This window comes from Frankia sp. CeCAU1, from assembly GCF_977971845.1.
On the sequence record NZ_CDWWXA010000004.1, the window covers coordinates 66,318 to 89,058 of the forward strand.

Genomic DNA, 22,741 nt, shown 5'->3' on the forward strand with positions numbered 1-22,741 from the left:
CGGTCGTCGCGTCTCCTACATGTTTCGCGAGAACGAGCGCCGCCCGCGCCGAGACTGTGGCCGGCCTGGCCATGCCGTTGTCACCCTGTGCCACGGAGGCCATGAGAAGAATCCGGCCATGCGCTCGTATCCAGTCCCGGCGCAGGGCTGAGCCCAACCGCCATCGGCCGATCGTCCGCGCATGGTGCTCCAGCGTCGCGAGGCGCTCGACCAAGTCGGCCGGTGCGGTGGTCTCCCAGCGGCGGGCGAGGGACTCCAGACCGGTCTCGACCTGGTGTAGCGCTGCGCGGCTGTCCATCGCCGAGGATGTCATGTCGACCGCCTCGGCGGCCCCGAGGACACCGAGTAGCGCGCTCGTGGTAAGGATCGTTCGGCGGTCCGCCGATGCGTCCATGTGGTACTCCTGACGATCGCGACCTGGCGGACTGGGCACATGTCCGGCGTATGCGCACGCGCAACCATTGCTGTTCTCCGCCCGAGGGTCTCGACACAGTAAGGTCACGGTAACCGGGTACGGGGCGCTATGTCGCCGCCGCGGGTTAAGGTTTGGACTTTTTTCGCTGGTTCGCCCTTCCGTACCGGACGCGTGCGCCAGAAGCCACCACTCCCGAAACCGGGGCCGGGCTACGCGGATCCGTCGGAAAGCCCGCGCAGCGCCTGGTGCAGATCGGCGACGAGGTCGTCCACCGATTCGATCCCGACCGAGAGCCGAACGAGGTCCGCGGGTACCGCGAGCGGCGAGCCCTCCACCGAGGCATGGGTCATGCTCGCCGGATGTTCGATCAGGGATTCCACCCCACCCAACGACTCGGCGAGAGTGAACAGCCTGGTCCGGCCGCATGCCGCCACGGCCGCCTGGGGGCCGGCCCGAAGGGTGAACGAGACCATCCCCCCGAAGTCGCGCATTTGCTTCGCGGCGATGTCGTGACCCGCATGGCCGGTCGAACCCGGGTAGCGGACGGTCCCGACAGCGGGGTGCGTGGCGAGCTCGGCCGCGATACGCCGAGCGTTGTCGCAGTGCCGGTCCATCCGAACGGGGAGCGTCTTGACACCGCGCAGTACCAGCCAGCTGTCGAAGGGGCCGGCGACGGCGCCGGCCGCGTTCTGCAGGAACCGTAGCCGGGCGCCCAGGTCCGGATCGCCGACCACGAGCGCGCCGCCGACGACATCGCTGTGGCCACCGAGATACTTCGTCGTGGAATGCACCACCGCGTCCGCCCCCAGGGTCAGTGGCTGCTGCAGGTAGGGCGAAGCGAACGTGTTGTCGACCGTCAGCAGCGCCCCCGCGTCATGCGCCAGCGACGAGAGAGCGACGATGTCGGCGATGGACAGCATGGGATTGGTCGGGGTTTCGCACCACACCAGTCGCGTGGTGCCCGGACGGATCGCGACTCGCACCGCATCGAGGTCGGTGAGATCGATGCTGGTGTGGTCGACGCCCCAGTCGGCGAGCACCCGGGCGATGAGCCGGTAGGTGCCGCCGTAGGCGTCCGCCGGGATGATGACGTGGTCTCCGGGCCGGCAGACGGTTCGCAGCAGGGCGTCCGTCGCCGCCATGCCGGAGGAGAAAGCGAGGCCGACCGTCCCGCGTTCCAGCGCGGCGAGGCAGGTCTCCAGCGCGGTACGGGTCGGATTCGCCGAACGACTGTACTCGTAGCCGCTCCGAAGCCCACCCACGCCATCCTGGGCGAACGTCGAGGACTGGTGGATCGGCGTCACCACCGCTCCCGTGACGGGATCGGGCTCCTGGCCGGCATGGATCGCGATGGTCTCGAATCCCTCAGCGGGCTGCTCCATATGCATGACGCCACGCTAGGGCGTCCTCGATGATCGGTGCCGATCTAGCGGACGGCCAGGAAACTCAGCAGGTCGGCACGGGTAAGGATGCCGACGGGATTACCCTCGTCGTGTACCAGCACCGCGGGTTCGTCCCCGAGCACCGCGACGATCCGGGCCAGTGGCTCGCCGGTACCAACCATTGGAAGCGACGGCGACAGATGATCGGCGACCGGATCGTCGATGGCGGACCGGTCGGCGAAGACCGCCGCGAGCAGATGCCGCTCGATGACGGAACCCGCGACCTCCGCCGCCCGCAGGGGCGGTTCGTGCCGCACCACCGGCATCTGCGACACGTTGTACTCGCGCAGGTAGGAGATGGCGGCACCGACTGTCTCGGCCGGGTGGACATGCACCAGATCGGGGGGACCACTGGTCTGTTCGGCCTTGTTCCGCAGGACGTCCGAGACGGTCGGCTCGTTCGACGGCGGCTCCAGAAAGCCGTACTCGTACATCCATTCGTCGTTGAAGATCTTCGACAGGTATCCGCGGCCGGAGTCTGGAAGCAGGACCACAACGGCGTCGTCCGGGCCGAGCTCGCGAGCTACCCGGAGGGCGACTACCACCGCGAGCCCGCCTGATCCGCCCACCAGCAGCCCGCATTTCCTGGCCAGCTCGCGCGTCATCAGGAACGAGTCGCGGTCGCTGACCGCCTCCACCCGGTCGACGACCGTCTTGTCGTAGGTCGTCGGCCAGATGTCCTCCCCGACGCCTTCGACGAGGTAGGGCCGGCCGCTGCCACCGGAGTAGACCGAACCCTCCGGATCCGCGCCCACGATCTGCACGGTTCCGCCGGACGCCTCCTTGAGGTAACGGCCGACTCCACTGATCGTCCCGCCGGTCCCGATGCCGGCGACGAAATGGGTGACGCGACCGTTCGTGGCCTGCCAGATCTCCGGCCCGGTCGTAGCGTAGTGCGCAGCGGGATTGTTCGGGTTGGAATACTGATCCGGGCTCCAACCACCGGGAGTCTCGCGGACGAGCCGGCGGGCCACCGAGTAGTAGGAGCGGGGGTCGTCGGGTGCCACTGCTGTCGGGCAGATGACGACCTCGGCGCCGTAGGCGCGCAGGACGGCTCGTTTCTCTTCGCTGATCTTGTCGGGCATGGTGAACACGCAGCGATAGCCCCGCCGGGCCGCCACCAGGGCCAGGCCGACACCGGTGTTTCCGCTGGTAGGTTCGATGATGGTCCCACCAGGCGGAAGCAGTCCGGCCTCCTCTGCGGCGGCGACCATGGTCAGCGCCACCCGGTCTTTCACCGATCCACCGGGATTAAGGTACTCCAGCTTTGCCAGCACCGGCGTCGGCGTCGTCTCGATCGTCGGTGTGATCCGGACCAGCGGCGTGTTTCCGACAAGATCGATTACGTGGTCAAATGCCTGCATATCGGTCATCCGCGCATCACTTCCGCTCTCGAGAGAGGTAACCGGGGCGACACCTCGTGTCCACGGCAGGCGGGAGCCGGTTGGGCTACCCGAACCGGATCACCTCCTGGATACCGACGACCGTGGCCGGGAAGCTGCCTGCGCCAGGCGGCGGCGTACGTCACCTGCGTTCGTGCGGCCGCGACGGGCCGGTCGCGACCGGTCGGCATGGACTGCTGTCATGACAGTAGCGAGCAGGGCCGGAACGTGCCGGGCCGCGTGGCATCCACTCCGTTTGCGATGGCGTCCCCGGGGCAGATCATCGTGGTGTACCTGACGGTGTGTCATCGCGAGTTCCGATGACCGTGTCCGGACGGCCGTGTCCGGACGACCTGGGCTGGATTGGTACGATAAAGTCGGTGCCGATCGACGAGTGGCGGCCGATCGACAGTGGCGCCGATGTTCCCGGCAGGCTTGCCATCGGCGTTCACCACGATCCCGGTGTCGGACCGGGAGGGAGCGGGTCAGCTCATGCGCCTCGTGCTCAACGTCATCTGGTTGGTATTCGGTGGTTTCTGGCTCGCCGTCGGCTACGCCCTCGCAGCGCTTGTGTGCTTCATTCTCATCGTCACGATTCCCTTCGGGATCGCCGCCCTGCGGATGGCGAACTTCACCCTGTGGCCGTTTGGACGGCGCATTGTCGACCGACCCGGCGCTGGCGGGGCGTCCCTGGTCGGAAACGTGCTGTGGATCCTGCTGGCCGGTTGGTGGTTGGCACTGGGACATCTCACCACCGGCCTGGCACTCTGCCTCACCATCATCGGTATCCCGCTCGGGTTGGCGAACTTCAAACTGATCCCGGTCTCGCTGCTGCCGCTGGGTAAGGAGATCGTGGACGTCGACGCCCCCGTGGTCGGAGCCCGCGCGGCATTCTGAGCCGCTGCGGCAGGTCGAACGTGCTCGGACCGTGCTGCGCCGCCGCGCGAACAGAATGCCGGCCGCATGATCACAACGGCATGATCGACTATGCCGTCCCGCTCCACCGGTAGCGTCGCCAGCATCGCATACGTGCTTATACCGGTCTCATCTCGGGCGTCGCTCGCAGATCGGAGCATTCCGTAGGCGACAGCAGGCCCACAATGGTGTAGTAGATTTGATGGTGTGGAATGTGCGCGCAGGCCAGGAGGGTGACGCGGAAACCCTGGGCTCCCGAGGAGGGAGGTGAAATCATCGTGGACATCTGGGATGACCTTGCGCAGCGTAACAGCGCTCACCTGCGGGAACGATTCCTGACGGGGGACCTGGTAGCGGAAGGACCACAAAACGCGATTTTGGGTTCGTGGTGGCGCAGCCAGGTACTGAACGTGAGCCCGGACCGGTGCTCCCCCGTCTATGATCCGGATCTTGATCTGGACACGCGCCTGGTCCGCGCGGCCGACCCGGTACTCGACCGACTGGCATCCATGATCGCCGGGACCTGGGTGTGCGTGTGTCTCACCGACGACCAGGCAAGAATACTGGCGCACCGGGTCGGTGAGGCATCCTTCGGCCTACACCCTGGGTTCTGCGTCGCCGAGCACCTGGTCGGCACCAGCGCCGTAGCCCTCGCCCTCGTGGAAAGGCGCCCCGCCCGCGTCTCGGGTGCCGAGCACTTTGCTGACCTCTACCAACCGGACGCGTGCATATCCGCTCCCGTCCGCGACCCCCTCAGCGGGCGTATCGAAGGCGTGTTCAGCCTCATTTGCAGGCTCGCCGAGGCGAATCCGTCGGCGGAAGCCATAGTGGGGGAGGCTGGCCGCGCTATCGAACATCGCCTGCTGGAACAGGCGAGCGAGCGGGAACGCGCCTTGCTCCTGGCGTACCGGCAGGCCAAACACCGGATGCGGATACCGGCTGGCGGCGCACAGTTTCCGCTTGATCTCGATGCCGGGTCCGGCATCGAGATCAAGCATGATACTCGGCTGGTTTTGCAGGAGAAGGCCGCTGAACTGATCGCAGCGGGCCGGCCGACCGCCATCGAGGTATCCCTGCCGCACGGTCAGACTGCCACGCTGGTGTGCAGGGAGGTACGGACGAACTCCGCAGTGGCCGGGCTGGCCGTCGAGGTCGTCCTTCCCTTCGGGCCGCCCCGTCGCCTCATGACCAGCGCCGCGGCTGTGGCAGGACACCTCAACAGCCAGCCGCGGGGGGCCGACGCCGGTGCCCCGTCGGCGTCGGGGCTTTTCCTGCCGTATGCCGCGCTCAGCGCGCCCAGGCCGACGCCGCGACTGCCGGCGGGTGTACCCGACGCCGCCCGCCCGGCCAGCACACCCGTGGCCAGCGCGTACCCGGCCAGCCGGCAGCCCGCCATCGGCGCGTCACTGCTGGCGATCGGGGAACAGGGAATCGGCCGTCTCGCGGTGGCGGCACGGCGACGCCTCACCCTGCTGTACGAGGCCAGTATGCACATCGGGACCACCCTCGACGTGACTCGGACCGCCGAGGAACTGGCCCAGGCAGCCGTGCCCGAACTCGCCGACGTCGTCACGGTGGACCTGTCGGAGTCTGTTCTGCGGGGCGAGGACTCGCTGCGTCCGACCGCACTGCTGCGCCGCGCCGCCCTGCACGGCATCCAGGAAGGCCTCGCTCTCTACCCGGCCGGTCACCAGATCAGCTTCCTGCCCTCCACGCCGCAGGCTCGGTGCCTGGCCAGCGGGCGAGCGGTGCTCGAGGCCGACCTGCACGCCGCTCCCGGCTGGCAGGCCCAGGACCCCGAACGCGTCGAGCAACTCCTCGCGCAGGGGATCCACTCGCTCATCACCGTCCCCCTGTGCGCCCGCGACGTGATGTTCGGGGTGGCCAGTTTCTGCCGCTCCCGGCAACCAGAGCCCTACGAGGACGACGACCTGGCCCTGGCCGAGGAGTTGGCCGCCCGCGCGGCGCTGTGCCTGGACAACGCCCACCGCTACACCCGCGAACGACAGCTGCACCACCAGGCCCTGCACGATCCGCTGACCGACCTGGCGAACCGCACGCTGTTGACGGCCCGACTGCAACGCGGACTTGCCCGGCGCCTCCACGACAATACGCAGGACAACACGCAGCTTGCACTACTGTTCTGCGACCTCGACGACTTCAAGAGCGTCAACGACAGATTCGGGCACGCGGCCGGCGACGACCTGCTTCGCGTAACCGCGGGTCGGCTGACGAGTTGCGCCCGTAGCACCGACACGGTTGCCCGCATCAGCGGCGACGAGTTCGCGGTCCTGCTGGAAGGCGGCTGCGTCGACCCCGAGTCCATCGGGCGGCGGATCCTGGAAACACTCCGCGTACCCTTGGTACTCGCCGGAACGGTTCATACAACCCAGGCCAGCATTGGGCTGGTCGTTGTCGACCCCGGCACCCAGGCCACCGCGGAAAGCGTGCTGAAACAGGCGGACTCCGCCATGTACGCCGCAAAACGGCGGGGTAAGGGCACCCTGGTGGTGTACCGGCCGGAGCTGTGCCCCGCCAGCGCCGAGGATGCCCTGCGCACCAGCCTCACCCACGCCGTACGCGGCGAGGATGGCGGCGGTACCCTCAACGTCAGCTATCAGCCGATCATCGAGCTCCACACCGGTCGGACCGTCGGTGTCGAGGCGGCGCTTCGGTGGGACGACCCGTCCTCCCGATCCGTTCCCCACCACCGTCTCACCCTCACCGCCCAGCAGACCGGGCTGGCCCCCGCACTGGAGCACATCCTGCTCGACCGGGCCTGCCGTGACCTCGGCCGATACCGAAGCACGGGCCATCCGGAGGTGGCCCTCCACATCCCCGTCTCGATCCTCGATGCCGCTGACGCCCGGTTCACGACCGAGGTGGTCAATGCTCTGACCGTCCACCACCTGCCACCCGATGCTCTCGTGCTCCGCGTCGCCGGCGCGACGCACCACACCGATCAGGCTGCCCTGCGGGCGCTGCGCGGACTGGCCGCACGAGGTATCAGGCTCGCGATCACCTATCCCGACGCCGAGGACCTCTCGTTCGATCCCCTTCTGCCGCTCCCCGTCCAGATCATCGTGCTCGACGCCGCCGCCACCCGGCACCTGACCGAATCGCTGACCGACGGCCGCACCCCCGGGGAAGAAGAAAACGACGGCACGCTGCGCACCGCGTTCCTCGCCACCATCCGCGGACTGGGCATTTCACTGCTGGGCACCGGCATCGCTGACGCGAAGCAGGCCGCCACCCTCGCGCACAGCGGCTGCGGCCTTGGCCAGGGCAGCCTCTTCGGCGGACCCGCACCGCTCGCCGACATCCCCGGCAGGTATCCGACATGAGGTAGCCGCCATGTCTCCAGTGCGCGGCACTGATCCTCGACTCTCCAGTGCGCGGCACTGACCCTCGACTCTCCAGTGCGCGGCACTGACCCTCGACTCTCCAGTGCGCGGCACTGAAAATGCCTTGACCTGATGTTGGGTTGACGTCGTAGGGTCGCAACACGTCTGCAGTGTGGTTACCCACCGTCGTCGCGACCTACCGGTTCGACCATCAGCCGCCGCCGAGAGGGACCGTATGCTGATCCGACTTCTGCGGGCTCACCTCGGCCCCTACGGCCGGCCGATCTCGATACTGGTCCTTCTGCAGCTGGTGGCGACGGTCGCCATGCTCTACCTCCCCACCCTCAACGCCGACATCATTGATCGTGGAGTGGTCATCGGCGACACCGGCTACATCATGCGTATCGGTGGACTCATGCTCGGTGTCAGCGTCGTGCAGATCGTCTGTGCCGGCGCCGCCGTCTTCTTCGGAGCCCGGACGGCGATGGCGCTCGGTCGGGACATCCGGGCGTCGGTGTTCGACCGGGTCCAGTCGTTCTCGGCCCGGGAGGTCGGCCGCTTCGGCGCGCCCTCTCTGATCACCCGGGCCACGAACGACGTGCAGCAGGTGCAGATGCTGATGTTAATGAGCTTCACGCTCATGGTCTCCGCGCCGATCATGTGCCTGGGCGGCATCATCCTGGCGGTCAATCAGGATGCCGGGCTCTCGCTCCTGCTCGTCGCGATCACTCCGGTCCTCGCAGTGATCATCAGCTTGATCGTGCGACGGATGCGGCCGCTGGGCCGGGCGATGCAGGAGCGCTTGGACGCCGTCAACCGGATCCTGCGGGAGCAGATCACCGGACTCCGGGTGATCCGCGCTTTTGTCCAGGACGACTATGAGCGGCGCCGATTCGCGGTGGCTGACGCCGAACTGACCGACATCTCGTTGCGGTTCGGCCGACTCATGGCGTTGATGTTCCCGCTCGTGCTCACCGTGGTCAACTTCTCGAGCGTGGCCGTGCTGTGGTTCGGCGCCCACCGTATCGACGCCGGCCAGATGCAGATCGGCGCGCTGACGGCCTTCCTCAGCTACCTGATGCAGATCCTGATGTCGGTGATGATGGCCACCTTCATGTTCATGATGATTCCCCGCGCCGAGGTGTGCGCGGAGCGCATCCAGGAGGTGCTCGAGACCGACTCCACGGTCCTGCCACCGCAGAACCCGGTGCGGGAGCTGCGCCGCCACGGTGACCTGGAACTGCGGGGCGTCGGGTTCCACTACCCGGGCGCGGAGGCGCCGGTCCTGCGCGCAATCAGCCTGCGCGCCCGGCCGGGTCAGACCACAGCCATCATCGGCAGCACCGGTAGCGGCAAGACAACGCTGCTCGGTCTGGTCCCGCGGTTGGCCGACGCCACCGAGGGCGCCGTCCTCGTCGACGGTGTCGACGTCCGCGATCTCGACCCGGCGCTGCTCGCCCGGACCGTCGGCCTGGTTCCACAGAAGCCGTATCTGTTCTCCGGCACCGTCGCGACCAATCTGCGTTACGGAAATCCGGACGCCACCGACGACGAACTGTGGCGCGCGCTGGAGATCGCGCAGGCGAAGGACTTCGTCGAAGCCATGCCGGACGGTCTCGACACCGCGATCGCCCAGGGTGGCACGAACGTCTCCGGCGGCCAGCGCCAACGGCTCTCCATCGCCCGCGTGCTCGTTCACGGCCCGGAGATCTACCTGTTCGACGACTCCTTCTCGGCCCTCGACTACGCCACCGACGCCCGCCTGCGCAGGGTGCTCGCCCACGAGACCTCCGCCGCGACCGTGGTGATCGTCGCTCAGCGGGTCGCCACCATCCGGGATGCGGATCAGATCATCGTGCTGGACCACGGTGAGGTGGCCGGCGTCGGCACCCACCAGCAGCTGATGGCCGACAACACCACGTACCGCGAGATTGTGCTCTCCCAGCTCACCGAGGAGGAGGCGGCATGAGCAGCCCGGTACCGGCACCGCGCCGCGGCCCGGCCCCGACGGCCGGGCCCGCTCGGTTCTTCGTGGGCCCGGGCGCGACGGAGAAGTCGATGGACTTCGCCGCGTCGAGCCGCCGGCTGCTCGGACTGCTGCGACCGCAGCGTCACCTGCTGATCGCCGTCGTGGTCCTGGCGACGTTGAGTGTCGGCCTGAGCGTGATCGGTCCTCGCCTGCTCGGTCACGCCACCGACCTGGTGTTCGCGGGGATCTTCAGTCGGCGGCTGCCAGCCGGCAGCACGAAGGAACAGGCGGTCGCGCAGCTGCGTGCCACCGGCCACGGTACTCAGGCGGACCTGCTCGCCTCGCTCGACGTGACCCCCGGTCATGGTATGGACTTCGATGCCATCGGTGCCGTGCTGCTGGGGGTCGTGGTCGTCTACGCGGTGTCCGGATTGTGCGGTGTGCTCCAGGCCCGGCTGGCGAACCTGGCCCTGCAGAGAGTGATCAGTGATCTGCGCCGCGACGTCCAGGCGAAGATCTCGCGGTTGCCCGTCCGTTACTTCGACGGTCAGCCGCGAGGCGAGGTGCTCAGCCGGGTCACCAACGACATCGACAACTTCGGGCAGAGCCTGCAGCAGAGCATGTCGCAGATTGTCGCGTCGACGCTGACGATCGTGGGCGTGCTGTCGATGATGCTCTGGATCTCCTGGATCCTCGCCCTGATCGCGCTGGTCACGGTGCCAGTGTCGATCATGATGGCGACCCGGGTCGGCAAGCTGGCTCAGCCCCAGTTTGTCGCCCAGTGGCGGATCACCGGTGGTCTCAACGCCCATATCGAGGAGATGTACACCGGGCACACGCTCGTGCGGGCGTTCGGCCGGCAGGAGGAATCCGCGGAGATCTTTCGTGAGCAGAACGAGCGGCTCTACGCCGCCAGTTGGCGCGCGCAGTTCATCTCCGGTCTCATGCAGCCCTCGATGTTGTTCATCGGAAACCTGAACTACGTGCTGGTAGCGGTGATCGGCGGCCTGCGGGTCGCGTCCGGCTCGCTGTCGATCGGTGACGTCCAGGCGTTCATCCAATACTCTCGGCAGTTCAGCCAGCCGTTGTCCCAGGTTGCCAGCATGGCGAACCTGGTGCAGTCCGGGGTGGCCTCCGCGGAGCGGGTGTTCGACCTGCTCGACACCGTCGAACAGGAACCCGACCGGGCGGTTCCGGCGCATCCGGAGCGGCTTCGTGGCCGGGTGGCCTTCGAACACGTCTCCTTCCGCTACGAACCGAACAAGCCGTTGATCGAGGACCTGTCACTTGTCGCGGAACCTGGTCACACCGTCGCGATCGTCGGGCCGACCGGCGCCGGCAAGACCACTCTGATCAACCTGCTGATGCGCTTCTACGAGGTCACCGGCGGACGGATCACCTTGGACGGGGTCGATGTCGCGGCGATGTCGCGGGATGAACTGCGGGCCAGCATCGGCATGGTCCTGCAGGACACCTGGCTGTTCGGCGGAACGATCGCGGAGAACATCGCCTACGGTGCGGAGGGCGCCACCCACGAGCAGATCGTGGCGGCGGCCCGCGCCGCGCACGTCGACCGGTTCGTCCGCACTCTTCCCGCGGGTTACGACACCGTGCTCGACGACGAGGGGGTCGGCGTGAGCGGCGGGGAGAAGCAGCTGATCACCATCGCTCGCGCCTTCCTCGTGGAACCTCTGATCCTGGTTCTCGACGAGGCGACGAGCTCGGTGGACACCCGTACCGAGGTCCTCATCCAACGGGCGATGTCGACCCTGCGGGCGGGGCGGACCGCGTTCGTCATCGCGCATCGGCTGTCGACCATCCGGGACGCGGACACCATTCTCGTGATGGAGAACGGAGCCATCGTCGAACAGGGCACCCACACCGAGCTCCTGGCCGCCGATGGCCCATACTCCCGGCTGTACCAGTCCCAGTTCGCCCAGGCCGTCGTCGAGATCTGACCGTCGAGATCTGACCGTCGAGATCTGCGTGAGTGGTTGCGCCACCGGCCCGTGCGTGTGACAACGGGGATGAGCACGAGCCGGACGGCTCGTTAGGCGAACGTGGTCAGTTGATCAGTTTGATGAGCTGGCGCCCGTCGAGCCAGTTGCCGGTGACATCGGTGAACGTGTTGTTCTTCCACGCCAGCAGCCGCACCGCCGTGTTGCAGATCGCCGGGAAGATGTCGATCTGCTTGCCGTCGCAGGTGAACGGATGGGCCATGACGTTCGGGCGGTCGTGGGAGGCGCGAAGCGCCGTGAGCAGGGCGGCCGAGGTCGGCTGGGCGGTACCGGCCAGCAGCGACCGAATGTTGAGGACGGCGGAGAAGGATCCCTGCGATGACGAGGAACGATCGGCCTCTGGGATCGCCTTACGGAACGCCGCCGTGTCGGCGTCACCATCGCTCGTCCCGACCGGTAGGTAGCTGGATGCGAAGTAGAGGTTGTCGGTCCGGCCGCTGGCCGCGCGCGGCACCGCTGGGGTGGTGCAGGGACCGATGAAGTAGATGTCGCTGCGGATGTTCAGCGCCGCCGCGGCCTGGACGATCCGGGTGCACGTCGCAGCCTGGAACACCACGATGATCGCGTCCGGCTTGCCCGCAGCGACCTGGGTCAGGGCCGGTGCGAAGTCTGCCGCGTCGGATTTCTCCGGCACCAGTTTGACGTCGGACACACCTTTATGGTGCAGGACGTTCTGCGATCCCTGGATAGCGGCGGACAGCAGGCCGGGCAGGTCGAGGTACAGGGCATGCACGCTGCGCACATGCCGGATGTTCGTCAGATAGTCGGTGAGGCCGAGCAGCTCGCTGAGCGAACCGCCGGAAAACGCGAAGGCGTTGTGTGAGCCGAGTTCTCCGCTCAGTTGAGGAGAGCCGGTGACGTACGGGATGTGGGCGGCCTCGTATATCGGCATCGCCGCCTCCGCGCCGAAATCGATCCCGCCGACCACCGCGAGTGGTTTCGTGGCGACAAGCCGGTTGGCGCAGTTCTGGGAGGACTCCGGCGAGCCGTCGGTTGCGCAACTGATCAGCCGGAGCGGTCGACCGTCGAGCCCGCCCAGAGAGGTGTTGGCGTAGTCCACGGCGGCCTGAGCGGCCTTCCGGGTCTCCGGGTATGACCCGACAGTGCTGTTCTCAACCGTTACGAAGCCGACAGTGACCGCAGGCCCGGTCAGGCGGCTCGCCGCCGCGCTGCCACCGGCAGCTGCGCCGGACGAGCCACCGCGCTGACTCGTGCACCCGGCGACAACGACGGACAAGGCTACGGAGAACGCGAGGAGGATGCGGGAGGCTTGTCTCACGGCTCGTGAAGCTACACTTCTGTCGTCCAGTTCTGGGGGCTTGACCGTCGACCGGCCGGACGGGGACTGTTGTGTGACCATGCGTCCGGTCTTCATCGCAGTTCGGATCTCTCTATCTGCAATAGATGCGTCTACGGGGGGCCGGTGACAACGTATATAGCAGCATTGCTGCTCGGCCTTGGCCCGGGGGCCGTGTACGCGGCGCTCGGGCTAGGGCTCGTGCTCACCTACCGCGCGTCCGGCGTGGTGAACATCGCCCATGGGGCGTTCGCTATGTACGCCACCTACCAGTACGCAGAACTACGGGAGGTCGGGGACCTCGTACTGCCCGTCGTCGGGATGCCGCCAAGAATTCATCTCACCGACACGCCCACCTTCGGGCTAGCCCTGTCAGTATCCCTCGCAATGGCGGCAATTCTAGCACTGGCATCCTATCTGGTGGTTTTTCGGCCCTTGCGGCGTGCCCAGCCGCTGATGACGGTCGTGGCGGCGGTCGGCCTCACGATCGCGCTGCAGGCCGTCGCCGTGCTCCAGTTCGGATCTGACAACAGGTTCCTCAGTCCGGTGCTGCCGCAGTCACCGCTGTCCCTGCTGGGCGTGACCGTGGCGAGTGACCGGCTGCTGCTCGCCGCGTCGGTCATCGCGGTCGCAGCCGGTCTGTGGGCGATGTCGCGCTGGACGTTGTTCGGCCTGGCTACCCGCGCCGTCGCCGAGGATGAGCAGACCACCGCGCTTCTCGGCCGGCGGCCCGGCTGGATCGCCGCCGTCAACTGGGTCATGGCGGCCGTGCTCGCCGCCCTCGCCGGGATCCTTGTGGCGCCGATCAGTGCGCTGAATCCGACGAGCTACTCGCTGTTCGTCGTTCCCGCGCTCGCCGCCGCTCTGCTCGGTGGCCTGTCCTCGTTCGGTCTGACCGTCGTCGGAGCTCTCGGCCTCGGCATGACCCAGGCCGTCCTGATCCCGCTGCAACAGGACGTCTCCTGGTTGAACCAGCCGGGACTGCGCGCGCTGCTTCCGATGCTTCTGGTCATCGCGCTGGCAGGCCGGCGCGGGGATCTGATTCCCGGTCGCGCCGCGGGCGTCGCCGTGTCGGCTCCGATGCCGGTGGTCGACCCGCCGGAGTCTCCCCTGCGCCACCTCGCGGTCGGTGTGCCGTTCGGGGTGGTCGCGATCCTCGTGCTGGCCGGCCCCTACCGGCTCGGCCTCGAACGCAGCCTTGCCGGCGCCGTGGTGTGTCTGTCGTTCGTCGTGTTGACCGGGTACGTCGGACAGCTCTCGTTGGCACAGATGACCCTCGCCGGTGTCGCCGGCTTCCTGTTGGCCAGACTCCAGGGTGAGCTGGGCGTGCCGTTCCCGATCGCACCCCTGCTCGCCACGGGTGCCGCCGCCGTGGCGGGCCTGCTGCTGGGGGTGCTGTCACGGCGGCTGCGTGGAATCGACCTGGCATTGATCACTCTGGTCGCCGGCGTCGCGATCCAGGAGGTGGTGTTCGGAAACCCGCTGGTCACCGGCGGGTTGGCCGGGTCGGTAGTACCGAGTCCGAAGATCTTCGGCCTCGATCTCGGGCTCGCCGGTGCCGGGTTCCCCCGGCCGCAGTACGGGCTGCTGGCGTTGGCCGTGCTCGCCGCGTGCTGCTACGGAGTCGCCCGGCTGCGCACCGCGGACCTGGGCCGGCGCATGCTGGCCGTGCGCGCGAACGAACGGGCCGCTGCCGCGGCCGGGATCGACGTCCGTCGTACGAAGGTGCTCGCCTTCACTCTCTCCGCCGCGATCGCCGGTCTCGGCGGCTGCCTCATCGGCTACGGCCAGGGACGTCTGTCCTTCGACTCGTTCGGCGTCACGGCCTCGCTGTTCTTCCTGGCGATCGCGGCCGCCGGCGGGGTGACGAGCGTCGGCGGAGCGTTGCTGGGAGGTCTGCTGGCGCCGGGCGGAATCGTGTTCATCGTGCTGGACCAGGTTGCCGGGCTCGGCAAGTACCAGTCCGTGCTGTGCGGGATCGCCGTCGTGGTGCTGGCGGTGCTACGTCCGGCTGGGCTCGCGTACCGACCGCATCGGACGGCTCGCGCCGATCATCAGGGCCGCGCGGATCGGTCGGGTGGCACGCATCGGACCGGTACTGGGCAGCGAACGCGTCGAGGAGATCACGTGCGACACCCGCAGCCGCCGGACCAGGGCCGGCCGAGCCTGACCCCGCATCCGGTCAACCCGGGCGGAGCCCCGTGACGGCGTTGCTGGCGGTCGACATGCTCGCCGCCGACCAGGGCCGCACGCGCATCCTCGAGGATGTCTCCTTCACTCTGTCGGCCGGCACCATCACCGGGCTCATCGGACCCAACGGAGCCGGAAAGACGACGTTGATCGACGCCCTCACCGGGTTTGCGTCGATCAGCGCGGGTACCGTCACGCTGGACGGTGCCGTGCTCGTCGGACTGCCGGCGCATGAGCGGCTGCGGTTGGGGCTCGCCCGCACCTTCCAGGCGCTGGAACTCTTCGACAGTCTGGAGGCCGGGGAGAACCTGGCCGTCGTCACGCCCCGGGCACCCGGACCCGCGACCGGGCCAGACCCGGCCCGGTCGCTCGGGCTTGCCACGATCGCCGATCGCCTGCCGTCGACGCTCTCCCACGACGAGCGGTCCTCGGTGGCTCTCGGCCGCGCCCTCGTCGCCAGGCCGAAGGTCCTGCTGCTGGACGAACCGGCCGCGGGTCTCGACCCGGCCGCCCGCCGGACGCTCGCCGACCGGCTGCGCCGCATCGCCGCCGACGGCATCGCCGTGCTGCTCGTCGACCACGACGTGAAGCTCGTCTTCGACGTATGCGACCACGTCCTCGTCCTGGACGGGGGCCGCGTCGTCGCGCGCGGTCGATCCGCCGAGGTGCGCGCCGATCCGGCGGTCCGCGCTGCCTATCTGGGCGGTGGTGAGCCCGACGGCGGCGACCGCGCCGGGACCGCCCCGGGACCCGGGCCCGGCTCGGCCTCTGGGTCCGACTCCGTGCCTGCCTCCGACTCCGTGCCTGCCTCCGGGTCCGTGCCCGCCTCCGGGTCCGTGCCCGCCTCCGGGTCCGTGCCCGCCTCCGGGTCCGTGCCCGCCTCCGGGTCCGTGCCCGCCTCCGGGTCCGTGCCCGCCTCCACCCCGGCGCCGGCCCCCGGCCGAGGCGGGGGCGATCTGCTCGTACTCGACCGGGTCACGAGCGGATACGACGGAGTTCCGGTGCTCCGGGACGTGTCGCTCACCGTCGGTGCCGGGGAGATCGTGGCGCTGCTCGGAGCGAACGGCGCGGGCAAGACGACGCTGATCCGCACGGCGGCGGGGCTGCTGACGCCGTCGAGGGGACGGGTCAAGGTCCTCGATGACCGGTCGCGCCGGGCCGCGCCGAGCACACTCGCCCGCCGGGGGATGGCGGTCGTACCGCAGGGACGAGGATCACTCGGGCGGTTGACCGTCCGCGAGAACCTGCGCCTGGCGGCCGGCCGGCGCTCATCCGGCGAGATCGGGCGGGTGTTGGACTGGTTCCCGGTGCTGCGCGGCCTGCTCGACCGGTCGGCCGGAGAACTGTCCGGGGGCGAGCGGCAACGGCTCGCGTTGGCCGTCGCTCTGGTGCGCAGACCGCGTCTGCTGCTGGTGGACGAGCTGTCGTTCGGCCTGGCACCCGGGATTGCGCCGCAGCTGCTCGCCCTGCTGCGCACGATCGCCCTCGAGACGTCGACCGGCGTGCTGCTGGTCGAGCAGTTCGTCTCGCTCGCGTTGCAGGTGGCCGACCGTGGCTACGTTCTCGACCGGGGCCGGATCGCGCTGTCGGCGAGCGCGGCGGATCTCATCGCGCATCCCGAGCTCATCGAGACGGCCTACCTGGGCGGGAGTTCCGGGCCGGCGGCGGCCCCGGACCGCTGAGCTGGTCCGGCGTTCCCCGCCACGCAGAGAAACCGGGGTCCGGCGGAACAGGGCTCTTCACGTCGCCCGATGGTGTAGGGCATGCGTCGGATGAACCGGAAGGGGTGGCGAGCGGGCCGGCGGTGTCTTACTGTCGACAAGCGTCGAAGTTGATCGCGGGAGCTCCGCCAAGGGGCTGAGAGGGCGGCTGGGGCCGCCGACCGCAGGAACCTGTCCGGGTAATGCCGGCGTAGGGAGTCTTACATGGTGTCGCGTACCGACCGTTCGTCCTCGTCCACCTCGAAGGCCGTCACCTCGTCCCCGTCCACCTCATCCTTGTCGTCCGCCGCATCCTCCCCGTCCGTCTCGTCCTCGTCCTCCTCCTCGTCCGTCTCGGCCGCGGGGATGACGGCGGTCTCGACGGGTCCGCTGACGGGCAGCCGCAAGACCTGGCTGGTCGGAGCGGATCCCGATCTGCGGGTGCCGATGCGGGAGATCGTGCTGACCACGGGTGACACCGTCGTGGTGTACGACACCTCCGGTCCATATACCGATCCGGGGGTGACGATCGATGTGCGCCGGGGTTTGCCGGCGACGCGGGACAGCTGGATCGCCCAGCGTGGCGACACCGCGCCGGATGAGCTGCGGACCGTTCCCGGGACCGGGGCATCGGGTCCTGGGACGCCCGGTTCTGGGACGCCCGGTCCTGGGACGCCCGGTCTCGGCGGGACGGATCTCGACGGGCGGGTGCGAGTGCCCCGTCGGGCGGTGCTGGGACGGCCTTCCATAACCCAGCTGGGCTACGCCCGCCGCGGTCAGATCACTCGGGAGATGGAGTTCGTCGCCCTGCGGGAGGGTCTTCCCGTCGAGACGGTGCGGGCGGAGATCGCCGCGGGGCGGGCCGTGCTGCCGGCGAACGTGAACCATCCCGAGTCCGAGCCGATGGCGATCGGCCGTGCGTTTCTCGTAAAGATCAATGCGAACCTCGGCAACTCGGCCGTTACCTCCTCGATCGAGGAGGAGGTCGAGAAGATGGTGTGGGCGACCCGCTGGGGCGCGGACACCGTGATGGACCTCTCGACCGGGTCGGACATCGCCCTGACCCGTGAGTGGATCATCCGTAACGCGCCGGTGCCGGTCGGGACCGTGCCGATCTACCAGGCGTTGGAGAAGGTCGGTGGCCGGCCGGAGAAGCTGTCCTGGGAGGTCTACCGGGACACCGTGATCGAGCAGTGCGAGCAGGGTGTGGACTACATGACGGTCCACGCGGGGGTGCTGCTGCGCTACGTGCCGCTGACCGCGCGGCGCAGGACCGGGATCGTCTCGCGCGGCGGCTCGATCCTGGCCTCCTGGTGCCTGGCCCATCACGAGGAGAACTTCCTCTACACCCACTTCGCCGAGCTGTGCGAGATCTTCGCCGCGTACGACGTCACGTTCTCTCTGGGCGACGGCCTGCGGCCCGGGTCCATCGCGGACGCGAACGATGAGGCACAGCTCGCCGAGCTCGCCACCCTGGGCGAGTTGACGCAGGTGGCGTGGGAGCACGACGTCCAGGTGATGATCGAGGGACCCGGGCACGTGCCCATGAACAAGATCGAGGAGAACGTGCAGCTGCAGCGGGAGCTGTGCCACGACGCGCCGTTCTACACCCTCGGGCCGCTGACCACCGACATCGCCCCCGGCTACGACCACATCACCTCCGCGATCGGGGCGGCGATGATCGGATGGGCCGGTACCGCCATGCTCTGTTACGTCACCCCGAAGGAGCATCTCGGCCTGCCCGACCGGGACGACGTCAAGGCCGGCGTTATCGCCTACAAGATCGCCGCGCACGCCGCCGACCTCGCTAAGGGTCATCCCGGCGCGCAGGCCTGGGATGACGCCCTGTCGGACGCCCGGTTCGAATTCCGCTGGGCCGACCAGTTCCACCTCGCGCTCGACCCCGACACCGCACGCGCGTTCCACGACGAGACGTTGCCGGCCCCGGCCGCGAAGTCGGCGCACTTCTGTTCGATGTGCGGCCCGCACTTCTGCTCGATGAAGATTTCCCACCAGGTGCGGGCACACGCGGGCGGGGACGGGCTGGACCCGGCCGGGCATGGCGCGGACCCGGCCGGCGACGAGGCGGTCACCGCCGGCCTGCGCGAGAAGGCCGCCGAGTTCAACGCCGCCGGCAATCGGATCTACCTTCCGGTGGCCAACTCCTGACCGCTGTGGCCAACTCCTGACCGACCGTTCCGACGGGCTTCCGCCGGTCAGCGGCGGGCCCCGTCGGGCGCAGGGGGCTCAGCGGGCGCAGCGGCCCCGGTGGTCCATAAAAGCTATCTAAAAAAGATATCTAAGACGATTACTTTGGCGAGGGAGTAACCTCTCAAGAGGAAGTGGAGTGGTTATTTGGGTGATCGGCTCGAGGGGAGGTCTCCGATGAACCCGGACGTGCTGATCGGGTTGGGCGATCATCCGGTGCTGGACTTCGTCAACAGCCTCGCCTTCTCGGCGGACGGCCCGATCGAGTTGATCGCCGATGGCTGGAGCTACCTGCGCTGGCTCCAGCTCACGGGGCTTGTCGGCACGGCCGAACGAGAGGCGCTGCCTGCCCGGTTCGGATCCGAGGAGCTCGACCGCATCGCCGTCGCCGCGGTCGAGCTCCGGGAGTGGCTGCGGCCGCGCATCGGCGCCTGGGCGGACGGCAGCTCCACCGTGCCGGACGAACCCACGCTGTCGCGACTGAATGGGCTGTTGGCCACCGACTGAAGCGCGCAGGTCGGCTACCACTGGCATCTGCGGAAGCTGATGGCCGAGCGTGGGCTGTTCGCGACGACGGCGCTGGTCCCGCTGCTCGCCGAGCGGGGTGTCCGGCTCTCCCGCGAGCAGGTCTACCGGTTGGTGACCGGCATCCCGGAGCGGCTGTCGCTGGCCACACTCGCCGCGCTCTGCGACATCCTCGGCTGCGCGCCCGGAGACCTGGTCGAGCCCTATTGGGGCCGGCCCCGGCGCGCCGACATCACCGCCATCCCCGGCCCGGGGGTCGGGTCATGACCAGCCCCTGGGCGTCACGGCTCGCGACGGCGGCGGCCCGCCGGGTGGCGGTGACCGCCGCGGTCGCGGCCGCCGACCCGTCGCTGCCCGCCGACGTGATTACCGCGGCGGTGCCGGTCTGCGCGCGCACGACGACCAGCCCGACATCTGCGTGAACTGCTTCACACTCCCGGAAGCGGTCTGCTCGGTCTGCGGACGGCGGCGGCCCTGCGCGTCCTGCGGCCAGACCCGCCGGCTGGTGCATCCCCCCGGCGTCGGCGCCACGACCTGCGCCGACTGCGCCGGCCTTCCAGTCACGCATCGCTGCGCCGGCTGCGGCCTCGAGGACAAGCTGTTCGAGGCCGGCCGCTGCGCGACCTGCTCCCTGCGACGCCGCACGACCGTGCTGCTCGCCGCCGACGACGGGCAGGTCCCGGCCCACCTCGCCGCCGTGGCCGAGGCGATCCGCGCGACCCCGAACCCCTACACCGCGTTGAACTGGCTGCGCACCGGCGCGGCCAGCGGCCTGCTTGCCGACCTGGCCGCCGGCAGGCTCGAAACCAGCCACGACGCGCTCGACGCCCATCCCCGCCGCGGCGCCGCCGACTACCTGCGCACCCTGCTCGTCGCCCACCAGGTACTCCCGGCACGCGACGAGGCACTCGCCCGCGCCGAACAGCGCCTGGCCCGCCGGCTCGCAGACGTCGAACCGCCCGAACACCGACGCGTTGCAACCGCCGAGGGACTCGAACCCCCAACCTTCTGATCCGTAGTTAGATTTGGATCTTCCGTCGACGTCTGTCAACGTCCGCCCTGTCTGCTGACCATGAGCGTTCCGTCCACCGGTATCCGTCGACGTCCACCCGCGTCCAGCGGCTTGGCTGTCAACTTGGCTGTCACTCGTGCCACGGCTTGGACCACGTGACGGGCGCTCGACGCTGAGATCCGGGAGCATACTGGGAGGCATGGCGGAAGATCTTCTGGCGCTCGTCGTGGCCGACCCGACAGTCGGTCATGGGCAGGCGTGTATCCGGGGGACCCGGGTGCCGGTGAGTGTCGTGCTCGACTGCCTTGCCGACGGTATGTCCGACGGTGAGATCATCGCGGAGTACCCGTCGCTGACCGTGTCGGGGATCCGTGCGGCCGCTGCCTACGGGGCGCGTCTGGCGCGGGAGGATCTCGTGCCGCTTCGTACCGCGCCGTGAAGGTCAAGCTGGACGAGGGTCTCCCGGTCTCCCTTGCCGAGCGACTCGCCAAGCACGGGATCGATGCCGATACCGTGCTTGCGGAGAACCTGTCGGGCCGCTCCGATCCGGAGGTGCTCGCTGCTGCGGTTGCCGAGAACCGGATCGTGTTCACCCTCGACCGCGGCTGCGGGAACATCCGTGCCTACCCGCCGGGATCGCTTCACTATCACCTCGTGACCTACAGAGGGCCGCGCCGTGAAGAGACATGCGCTCTGAACTGGCCGGACGTCGACCTCGACCAAAAGAAGATCCTCATCCAGTGGCAGCTCGTCGTCGTCGGCTGGAAGGTGCAGCGCACCAGGCCCAAGACCGACGCGGGAGTGCGGGAACTGCTCCTCGACGACCTCACTGTCGAGGAGTTCTAACCGTCATCGGGAACGGCAGCACGACGAGCGCCGCGCCATGGGCCTCGACTGGGACCCCTCAGGACCGGTGTTCACGACCCTCGACGGCGATCCTCTGCATCCCGCCGCCGTCTCCGCCGAGTTCCAGGACCAGATCGCGAGAGCCGGGGTACCCCCGATCCGCCTTCACGATGCCCGGCACGTCGCCGCCACCCTCATGCACGGCGGCGGCGCGGACCTGAAGGTCATCCAGGAGACCCTCGGCCACTCCAGCCACGAGGTGACGGTCAACACCTACACCTCGGTCCTGGAAGAACTCGCCCGGGAAGCCGCCGAAGGCGCCGCCCGACTCGTCCCCCGCACTCCACCCACTCGGGCCGCGCACACCCCGCGCACACCCGACAGGTCACAAGAAGATCGAATAGGAGAAAAACCGCAGGTCAAGCAGGGTGCGCTCGGCAACGCACCACAAACACCCCCACCAGCACGGTTGCGGATCACACACGCGATCATACTGTCGGCGACCAGAGCTCAGTGGTGTTGATTGGAAATATTCGATCAATCGTCACCTGCACTCACCCGGATCCATGTTTAGCTTGAGCTATAGTTGACCAATGGCCGCAACGCCCGCCCGGTGGACGATCAAGGCCACCTCCGAGGTGCGAGAGTGGCTGCGTTCGCTGCGCCGGGAGGAGCCGGACAGCTACCGATCCGTCAACGCGGCAATCGACATGCTCGCCGAGGCCGGGCCGGCGCTCGGGCGCCCGCTGGTCGACACCCTCAAGGGATCAACGATCAGCAACCTCAAGGAGCTCCGACCGCGGTCGGGCCGCGAGGTGGCCATCCGAGTGATCTTCGTGTTCGATCCATGGTCGCAGGCCGTGCTGCTGGTCGCGGGGAACAAGGCCGGCGACTGGTCGCACTGGTACAGGGCTGCGATTCCTGCGGCAGAGGTTGTCTACGACGGCTGGCTGGCCGTCGAACGGAAACGGCGGGAGGGCTCATGACCGAGTTCCATGACTGGGAGGACATCCGCGCCGAGCTCCATGACGGCGATGACGCGGCACTCGCCGTGGAACGAGCGCGTACGGAGGCGTGGGCCAGCGCCTACCACCTGGCCGAGGAGCGCAAGCGCCTTGGTTTGACACAGCGTCAGGTCGCCGATCTGATGGGCGTCTCACCTGGCCGGATAAGCCAGATCGAAAACGGTGATCTGGACGTGAACGAGGTGGCAACCCTGAGCCGATACGCCCGGGCGTTGGGCGCACGCATGCGGATCATCTTCGACTACGGTAATGACCTCCGCCAGATCGCCTGATACGACCGGGAACTCAAGAAGCGGATCGGGGCGGCGCTGCCGCTGCTGCTGTCCCAGGGGCGCACCCCCGGAGTCGTGATCGTCGCCGGCCGACCCCACCCGCGCTGCCGACCGAGGCGTGGATCAACCAGCCCCCAGCGATCATCGAGACCGAGGAGGCGCTACCCCAGGGACTTGCCGA

General features: G+C 68.6%; 20 protein-coding genes, 1 pseudogene and 1 riboswitch. Of the genes and pseudogenes, 16 read left to right on the plus strand and 5 right to left on the minus strand.

Annotated elements, in window-relative coordinates; all coding sequences use genetic code 11:
- From AC08OO_RS01760 to AC08OO_RS01770, 3 genes and pseudogenes are all read right to left on the minus strand, one after another.
- Positions 1 to 394, minus strand: a pseudogene (locus AC08OO_RS01760) (hypothetical protein); the annotation flags it as partial.
- 230 nt (positions 395 to 624) lie between these two features.
- Positions 625 to 1,803 carry a cystathionine gamma-synthase gene (locus tag AC08OO_RS01765; RefSeq protein ID WP_476607013.1) on the minus strand — a complete coding sequence of 393 codons (1,179 nt, stop codon included), beginning with the start codon at positions 1,801 to 1,803 and terminating at the stop codon, positions 625 to 627.
- Between the two features lie 38 nt (positions 1,804 to 1,841).
- Complete coding sequence (locus AC08OO_RS01770) at positions 1,842 to 3,221, minus strand: cystathionine beta-synthase (protein ID WP_476609428.1); 1,380 nt, start codon at positions 3,219 to 3,221, stop codon at positions 1,842 to 1,844.
- 510 nt (positions 3,222 to 3,731) lie between these two features.
- Between AC08OO_RS01770 and AC08OO_RS01775 the strand changes: the two genes are divergently transcribed.
- The 4 genes from AC08OO_RS01775 (at position 3,732) to AC08OO_RS01790 (ending at position 11,425) form a co-directional block, all read left to right on the plus strand.
- On the plus strand, positions 3,732 to 4,136 hold the full coding sequence (locus tag AC08OO_RS01775) for a YccF domain-containing protein (protein ID WP_476607014.1): 405 nt from the start codon (positions 3,732 to 3,734) through the stop codon (positions 4,134 to 4,136).
- A gap of 296 nt (positions 4,137 to 4,432) precedes the next feature.
- Positions 4,433 to 7,498 (plus strand): diguanylate cyclase domain-containing protein, encoded by a 3,066-nt coding sequence (locus AC08OO_RS01780; protein ID WP_476609420.1) that lies wholly within the window; start codon positions 4,433 to 4,435, stop codon positions 7,496 to 7,498.
- A gap of 235 nt (positions 7,499 to 7,733) precedes the next feature.
- Positions 7,734 to 9,467: an ABC transporter ATP-binding protein gene (locus AC08OO_RS01785; protein WP_476609421.1), complete on the plus strand. Its 1,734-nt coding sequence runs from the start codon at positions 7,734 to 7,736 to the stop codon at positions 9,465 to 9,467.
- Complete coding sequence (locus AC08OO_RS01790; RefSeq protein ID WP_476609422.1) at positions 9,464 to 11,425, plus strand: ABC transporter ATP-binding protein; 1,962 nt, start codon at positions 9,464 to 9,466, stop codon at positions 11,423 to 11,425. The genes AC08OO_RS01785 and AC08OO_RS01790 overlap by 4 nt, the downstream gene beginning before the upstream one ends.
- Before the next feature lie 106 nt (positions 11,426 to 11,531).
- Here the strand turns inward: AC08OO_RS01790 and AC08OO_RS01795 are convergent, their stop codons facing one another.
- Positions 11,532 to 12,764: an ABC transporter substrate-binding protein gene (locus tag AC08OO_RS01795; RefSeq protein WP_476607009.1), complete on the minus strand. Its 1,233-nt coding sequence runs from the start codon at positions 12,762 to 12,764 to the stop codon at positions 11,532 to 11,534.
- Positions 12,765 to 12,908: 144 nt separating this feature from the next.
- On the opposite strand from AC08OO_RS01795, the gene AC08OO_RS01800 reads away from it, so the two are divergent.
- The gene (locus AC08OO_RS01800; protein WP_476609423.1) at positions 12,909 to 14,987 is read left to right on the plus strand and encodes a branched-chain amino acid ABC transporter permease; all 2,079 of its coding nucleotides are present in this window, start codon (positions 12,909 to 12,911) and stop codon (positions 14,985 to 14,987) included.
- Entirely contained in the window at positions 14,984 to 16,654 is a 1,671-nt protein-coding gene (locus AC08OO_RS01805; RefSeq protein ID WP_476618167.1) for an ATP-binding cassette domain-containing protein, read from the plus strand. The genes AC08OO_RS01800 and AC08OO_RS01805 overlap by 4 nt, the downstream gene beginning before the upstream one ends.
- 145 nt (positions 16,655 to 16,799) lie before the next feature.
- Positions 16,800 to 16,907, plus strand: a riboswitch (TPP riboswitch).
- Here the strand turns inward: AC08OO_RS01805 and AC08OO_RS01810 are convergent.
- Positions 16,894 to 17,142: a hypothetical protein gene (locus AC08OO_RS01810; protein ID WP_476609429.1), complete on the minus strand. Its 249-nt coding sequence runs from the start codon at positions 17,140 to 17,142 to the stop codon at positions 16,894 to 16,896. Its footprint overlaps the riboswitch before it by 14 nt.
- Between AC08OO_RS01810 and thiC the strand changes: the two genes are divergently transcribed.
- The 10 genes from thiC to AC08OO_RS01860 all read left to right on the plus strand — a co-directional run bounded on the left by thiC (position 17,039) and on the right by AC08OO_RS01860 (position 22,560).
- Complete coding sequence (gene thiC, locus AC08OO_RS01815; RefSeq protein ID WP_476609425.1) at positions 17,039 to 18,841, plus strand: phosphomethylpyrimidine synthase ThiC; 1,803 nt, start codon at positions 17,039 to 17,041, stop codon at positions 18,839 to 18,841. The two genes, AC08OO_RS01810 and thiC, sit on opposite strands and share 104 nt — an antisense overlap.
- A gap of 216 nt (positions 18,842 to 19,057) precedes the next feature.
- On the plus strand, positions 19,058 to 19,387 hold the full coding sequence (locus tag AC08OO_RS01820) for an ABATE domain-containing protein (protein WP_476609426.1): 330 nt from the start codon (positions 19,058 to 19,060) through the stop codon (positions 19,385 to 19,387).
- Between the two features lie 39 nt (positions 19,388 to 19,426).
- Entirely contained in the window at positions 19,427 to 19,672 is a 246-nt protein-coding gene (locus AC08OO_RS01825; RefSeq protein WP_011434850.1) for a helix-turn-helix domain-containing protein, read from the plus strand.
- The gene (locus AC08OO_RS01830) at positions 19,669 to 19,827 is read left to right on the plus strand and encodes a hypothetical protein (protein ID WP_160323711.1); all 159 of its coding nucleotides are present in this window, start codon (positions 19,669 to 19,671) and stop codon (positions 19,825 to 19,827) included. The genes AC08OO_RS01825 and AC08OO_RS01830 overlap by 4 nt, the downstream gene beginning before the upstream one ends.
- Entirely contained in the window at positions 19,824 to 20,417 is a 594-nt protein-coding gene (locus AC08OO_RS01835; protein WP_476618168.1) for a hypothetical protein, read from the plus strand. Before AC08OO_RS01830 ends, AC08OO_RS01835 begins: the two co-directional genes overlap by 4 nt.
- Positions 20,418 to 20,616: 199 nt before the next feature.
- Positions 20,617 to 20,856 (plus strand): DUF433 domain-containing protein, encoded by a 240-nt coding sequence (locus AC08OO_RS01840; RefSeq protein WP_011434851.1) that lies wholly within the window; start codon positions 20,617 to 20,619, stop codon positions 20,854 to 20,856.
- Positions 20,853 to 21,263, plus strand: a complete 411-nt coding sequence (locus AC08OO_RS01845) for a DUF5615 family PIN-like protein (protein ID WP_011434852.1) — start codon at positions 20,853 to 20,855, stop codon at positions 21,261 to 21,263. The genes AC08OO_RS01840 and AC08OO_RS01845 overlap by 4 nt, the downstream gene beginning before the upstream one ends.
- Positions 21,264 to 21,300: 37 nt before the next feature.
- Complete coding sequence (locus AC08OO_RS01850; RefSeq protein ID WP_011434853.1) at positions 21,301 to 21,786, plus strand: tyrosine-type recombinase/integrase; 486 nt, start codon at positions 21,301 to 21,303, stop codon at positions 21,784 to 21,786.
- 70 nt (positions 21,787 to 21,856) lie between these two features.
- On the plus strand, positions 21,857 to 22,249 hold the full coding sequence (locus AC08OO_RS01855; protein WP_011434854.1) for a type II toxin-antitoxin system RelE/ParE family toxin: 393 nt from the start codon (positions 21,857 to 21,859) through the stop codon (positions 22,247 to 22,249).
- Complete coding sequence (locus AC08OO_RS01860; RefSeq protein WP_011434855.1) at positions 22,246 to 22,560, plus strand: helix-turn-helix domain-containing protein; 315 nt, start codon at positions 22,246 to 22,248, stop codon at positions 22,558 to 22,560. Before AC08OO_RS01855 ends, AC08OO_RS01860 begins: the two co-directional genes overlap by 4 nt.
- Positions 22,561 to 22,741 lie beyond the last annotated feature (181 nt).